At 37.3% G+C, this 5,345-nt stretch carries 6 protein-coding genes; 1 reads left to right on the top strand and 5 read right to left on the bottom strand.

Annotated elements, in window-relative coordinates; all coding sequences use genetic code 11:
* On the bottom strand, nt 1-885 hold an 885-nt coding region (locus BCG07_RS14940; RefSeq protein WP_286890883.1), incomplete at its 3' end, for an AMP-binding protein.
* A 115-nt stretch (nt 886-1,000) separates the two neighbouring features.
* Nucleotides 1,001-1,852 carry an alpha/beta hydrolase gene (locus BCG07_RS14935; protein ID WP_286890881.1) on the bottom strand — a complete coding sequence of 284 codons (852 nt, stop codon included), beginning with the start codon at nt 1,850-1,852 and terminating at the stop codon, nt 1,001-1,003.
* 359 nt (nt 1,853-2,211) lie between these two features.
* On the opposite strand from BCG07_RS14935, the gene BCG07_RS14930 reads away from it, so the two are divergent.
* Nucleotides 2,212-3,501 (top strand): alkaline phosphatase, encoded by a 1,290-nt coding sequence (locus BCG07_RS14930; protein ID WP_286890879.1) that lies wholly within the window; start codon nt 2,212-2,214, stop codon nt 3,499-3,501.
* A 62-nt stretch (nt 3,502-3,563) separates the two neighbouring features.
* Here the strand turns inward: BCG07_RS14930 and BCG07_RS14925 are convergent, their stop codons facing one another.
* The 3 genes from BCG07_RS14925 to BCG07_RS14915 form a co-directional block, all read right to left on the bottom strand.
* Nucleotides 3,564-3,893: a hypothetical protein gene (locus BCG07_RS14925; RefSeq protein WP_010556199.1), complete on the bottom strand. Its 330-nt coding sequence runs from the start codon at nt 3,891-3,893 to the stop codon at nt 3,564-3,566.
* 76 nt (nt 3,894-3,969) lie between these two features.
* Nucleotides 3,970-4,671, bottom strand: coding sequence for a tRNA (adenosine(37)-N6)-threonylcarbamoyltransferase complex dimerization subunit type 1 TsaB (gene tsaB / locus BCG07_RS14920; RefSeq protein ID WP_006793454.1), 702 nt, complete (start codon nt 4,669-4,671; stop codon nt 3,970-3,972).
* A 9-nt stretch (nt 4,672-4,680) separates the two neighbouring features.
* A partial coding sequence (locus tag BCG07_RS14915) for an ATP-dependent DNA helicase (protein ID WP_286890875.1) occupies nt 4,681-5,345 on the bottom strand: 665 nt, incomplete at its 5' end.

The following is a 5,345-nucleotide window of genomic DNA, read 5'->3' as shown; positions in this document are numbered from 1 at the left end:
GCTTAACTCTTTTACAAAACCCGGCATATCACGCGGATTAGTAATCAATAAGTTTAAACCACCATATTTCATGAACGTTAAGCAGTTAGCCGTAAGTGCAAAGATATGGTAAAGCGGAAGTGCAGTAACAACCACTTCTGTTCCACGGTTTAGTACCTTATCTAAACAACCAGACACCTGCTCAAGGTTACCCACCATATTACCATGGCTCAACATAGCACCTTTAGATACACCGGTCGTACCGCCTGTGTATTGTAAAAATGCTAGGTCAGATAAATTTAATTCAGGGCGTGTGTAAGCATTTTCGTCAGCGTTTAACAAATCTGAAAATTTAATCGTGTTTGGTAAGTTGTATTTAGGCACCATTTTTTTAACGTGCTTAACAACAAAGTTAACAATGTGCTTTTTAAGGCCACCCACCATGTCACCAACTTGAGTAACCACGATGTGTTTAACGTCTGTTTTACCTAAAGCCTTTTCAAGAGTATCTGCAAAGTTTGCAAGAATGAAAATGGCGCTTGTGTCTGAATCTTTTAACTGATGTTCGAGCTCACGTACAGTGTATAAAGGGTTAACGTTAACTACCACACACCCGGCGCGTAAAATACCTAAAATAGAAATAGGTGTTTGTAATAAGTTAGGCATCATTACGGCAACTTTGTCGCCTTTTTTGAGTCCCAAATCATTTTGAATATACGAGGCAACTTTTTTAGTTGCTGTGTCTATTTCTTCATACGACAACGTTTTACCCATGTTTGTGAATGCAGGTAAATCTTTGTAATCAGAAAAACTTTTTTCGAACACTTCGAGTAACGAGTTGTAATGCTCAGGATCGATTGTTTCAGGCATACCTTCTGGGTAGCGCTTAAGCCAGATTTTTTCCACTCTTAGCCCCTGTTTATAGTTATATTTTTATTAACCTTAATCTAAGTAAGGCACTTTAACAATTGAGCAAATACTCTAATGCGGAAATAATCCCACATTTAACGTCAATATACAATTAACGTGCACCACTTTGCACCATAAATGCTTGAATGTGTTCATAACATTCTTTGCTACTTTGCATATGGCAATGGTGCCCACCCTCCACATTAATTACACTCAAGTCATTGTAATAATTAATATACTTTTCTAAATTTTGTTTTACAAACACGTAACCTTGGTTACCTAAAATTAATTGGCATGGTGCAATTAATTCTTTTATTGCACCAATACATTGCACTTCATCAAACCTAAAACCTGAATGATTTTTGAGCTTAGGATCGGTTGTTAGTGCAAAACCCTTAGAGACTGCTTTGATATTTCGTTCCATCAATAGCGAAATTAATTCAACATCTAAGTCGGTTGTTTTAGACCGTGCCTCGTAAATATCTTTTTTACAGGGATATATTCTTGTTTTTTTATTATGCGTTCTTGCACGATTAAGCACAGCATTTTTTAGTTGCTCCGTAACTTCATCGCTGGGTGTTGTTACGCAGCCAATACCCTCAATAAAATTTACCGATTTAACCATTTGACTAAAGCAACTGGCGAAAAGACCCGCGACCATAGCTCCCATAGAATGCCCGACTAAATGAACTTTGTCAGCACCAATGGCTTCAATAAATTGATAAACATCATCGATGTAATCAACAAAATAGTAATGAGCGTCATCACTGCGCCACGATGTTAAACCATGTCCAGAAAAATCAATACAGTACCAAGTTTGCTCTGGCTTTTGGCCATCAAGCATGGGCTTAAAACTATTACAATTATCTAACCAACCGTGAAGTGCTATTACTACCTCTTCACCAGAGCCTATTTTTAAACCATGAATATCTAAATTACGTGTTTTAATATTAAATGGCCGCACATAAACCCCTTTTTATTTTTGTAAATTTATAACATACAAGTTGTCAGACCACTAAATAGTTTCACTAAATGTTTGTTATTTTAGTCGCTGAGGCTACAACTGCAACCTAGAAGAATAAATAAAAACCGTCATTTATTCATAATGTTATTTTTAATTTAGCTCGACTATTATGTGTGTGTTTTTTGTTATTTGGTGTTTCCTAATAGATATTTTAACGGCTTTACAATAGTTTTCACACACAATAATCAGCTTATATATAGCTAAATCATCATTTGTCGCAATCTATTAATTTATTTATCATAGTTAAGGTATACAATAATTTAGCTATTAATAAAGTACACTCAAAAGGTACATAAAACATGAAAAAACAACTAAGTGTGTTAGCTCTAATGTGCACTGCATCTGGTGCAATGGCCGAAACTGCACCTAAAAATGTAATTTATATGATTGGTGATGGCATGGGGCCTGCTTATACTACTGCTTATCGTTATTTTAAAGATGACCCCACTACAAAGTCTGTTGATCAAACCGTTTTTGATACCATGCTGACAGGAATGGCGCGTACTTACCCTGACGATCACACAGTTGTAACCGATAGCGCCGCAAGTGCGACAGCGTTGAGCAGCGGGCATAAAAGTTATAATGGTGCAATTGCCGTAGATACTGATAAAAAACCACTTCAAACAATGCTTGAAATCGCTAAACAGCGAGGCATGACTACAGCCCTATTAGCTACATCACAAATAAACCACGCTACACCAGCAAGCTTTGCCGCTCATAATGAATCACGTAATAATTACGACGAAATTGCTAATGATTATATTGATAATAAAATTGCAGGCAAACTACCCGTTGACCTAATGCTGGGTGGTGGTACTAAATACTTTATTCGAGACGATAGAAATTTAGTTGACGAATTTAAAGCAGCGGGTTACCAGTATGGTGACGATATTCAAAACCTTGATCAAATTACGCAACTTCCAGCTATTGGTTTATATGCCGCTAAAGGCTTACCTTTTGCGTTAGACGAAAACCCAACAAGGTTAACTAAGCTTACTTCTAAAGCACTCGATCTTCTAGACAATCAAAATAAAGATGGTTTTTTTGTAATGATTGAAGGTAGCCAAATTGATTGGTGTGGGCATGCAAACGATATAGCTTGTGCCATGGCAGAAATGGATGACTTTGCATCTGCTATCGAAAAAGCTAAAGCGTATGTTGATAAAAATAAAGATACTTTATTAGTTATAACTGCTGATCACTCTACAGGTGGCTTAACATTGGGTGCGCACGGCCAATATAAGTGGGAAGCAGATGTTGTGCATGGCGTAAAAGCAACAGCGGGTACAATTACACAACACTTACTTGAGTCTGATGATTTAAAATCTGTGTGGAATAAATATACCAGCATTGCATTTACCCCTGAAAACAAAATAAAACTTGAGCAAGCTAAATCTATGGGTGACAAAGCACTCAACTTAGCCGTTAAAAGTATTATTAGTGACACAAGCTTTACTGGATGGACTACGGGTGGCCATACTGCAGTAGACGTACAAGTTTTTGCTTATGGTAAAGGGAGTGAACAATTTGTTGGCTCTCAAAATAATACAGATATAGCTGATAAGTTAATACACTTTATAGAACAGTAAAATACGTATAAAGCAAAAAAAACCGAACAATGTTCGGTTTTTTTATTAAAGGTTGATTACTTTTAAGCGTAAATATCTACCCCAATTAAATTTTGTACTTCAGCTCTGCGTTCTAAATTTGCAAACTCAGTATAGGTAGAAATGGCTTTGCTATTTTTTGCACTAGGTTGGTCGTAAATTGTTTGGCTGAAGTTATCACCCTTTGCGCTAGTTTTGAACAATCTATTAGCAAGCTCAACGCCCTCGGCACTGGTTTTTACATAATCAGTATTTGTTTTTTGAGCAGCAGCTTGATCTGCCAAACCTTGTGGTCTTGCAGTTACTCCCTTAGCAGGGATTACTCTACCAGGAATATCACCTGTAAAAAAACCTGAGCCAATAGGCAGCGTCATCACGCTTCTCCAACCTTAAATATAACTAAAATTATGATTTAAAAACAATCAATTTGCAAATTAACGCGGTACTGTTTTATTCGCGCCCTGGTAACTTTTTCCATGTTACGGTATCACGAACGTACTTTGGTTGGGCATCACTTGCTTGAACGCCCTGGCCTGCAATAAATGCGGCATCAACAAAGGCAAGCATAAAACGTGCATCTGGTAATGTTATGTCTGTATTAATAGTGATGTTTTCAAAGTTTGCTAATGCATCGGGGTACGTTTTAAAACCTGTGCCTACTGCAACTGATGCTTCGTTACTCGTTATATACTCATTAGTTAAAAGTTCAGGTTTAATAACACACTCGTTATTAACTAATTCCATTAAACCATTATTTTCTTGGTATTGTGCAAAGTAAATTTCACCCATACGCGCATCTATACTTGGAAAAACAAGTGAGCTGTTGTTTTGCTCGTATGCTTGTTGCGCCATAACAGCCAATGTAGAAACACCTACCAATGGTAAATTAGTTGAGTACGCTAATCCTTGAGCTATAGCAACACTAATTCTTACGCCTGTAAAACTACCGGGCCCTTGGCCAAAACCAATAACATCCAGTTCTTTTAATTTACAATTTGCTTTGGCCAATAACTCATCAATCAAAGGTAGAATTTTTTGACTATGCTGCTGAGGGCACTCTTCAAAATGATGAAATGTCTCTCCCTTATAATGTAAAACAAGTGATAGTGCTTCTGTTGAAGCATCAAGGGCAAGAATATTACTTTTGATCATTTTATTACTCTAATTAATTTGTTGTAAAAATGTATTAGCGACTTCTAAGCTTCGCGTACGACGCATTGCAGGTAAGCTTTTTAAGAACACTTGACCATATTGGCGTGTTACTAATCTATTATCACATATAACAAGCACGCCTTTATCTTTGCTATCGCGAATTAATCGCCCTACACCTTGCTTTAAGGCAATAACTGCTTGTGGTAATTGGATATGTGCAAATGGGTCTTTTCCCTGCATTTGGCAATCCTGCATTTTAGCTTGCAACAAGGGGTCGTCTGGCGCTGCAAAAGGCAATTTATCTATAATAACACAGCTTAATGTACTGCCTCTCACATCTACCCCTTCCCAAAATGATGCCGTACCGAGTAGAACTGCATTACCATGGCGGGTAAATTTTTCTAAAATAATCCGCTTAGACATTTGCCCTTGCATATAAACGGGGTAGTCTATTTGCGTTGTGAGCCCCTCTGCAACTAAATGCATCATACGGTAACTTGTAAAAAGCACAAAACAGCGCCCTTGCGCTGATTTTATAAGCTCAAGGGTTAATTTTACAATAGCATGAGGCATATTATCAGCATGCGATTCTGGCAAGTATCTTGGCAAACACAATAATGCTTGGTTTGGGTAATCAAACGGGCTGTCAACCATCATGCTTTGTGCTGGTTTTA

This window comes from Pseudoalteromonas sp. ESRF-bin5 (assembly GCF_002632075.1).
GTDB classification, from domain to species: Bacteria; Pseudomonadota; Gammaproteobacteria; order Enterobacterales; family Alteromonadaceae; genus Pseudoalteromonas; species Pseudoalteromonas marina.
This window is presented reverse-complemented; position numbering and strand designations above follow the sequence as displayed.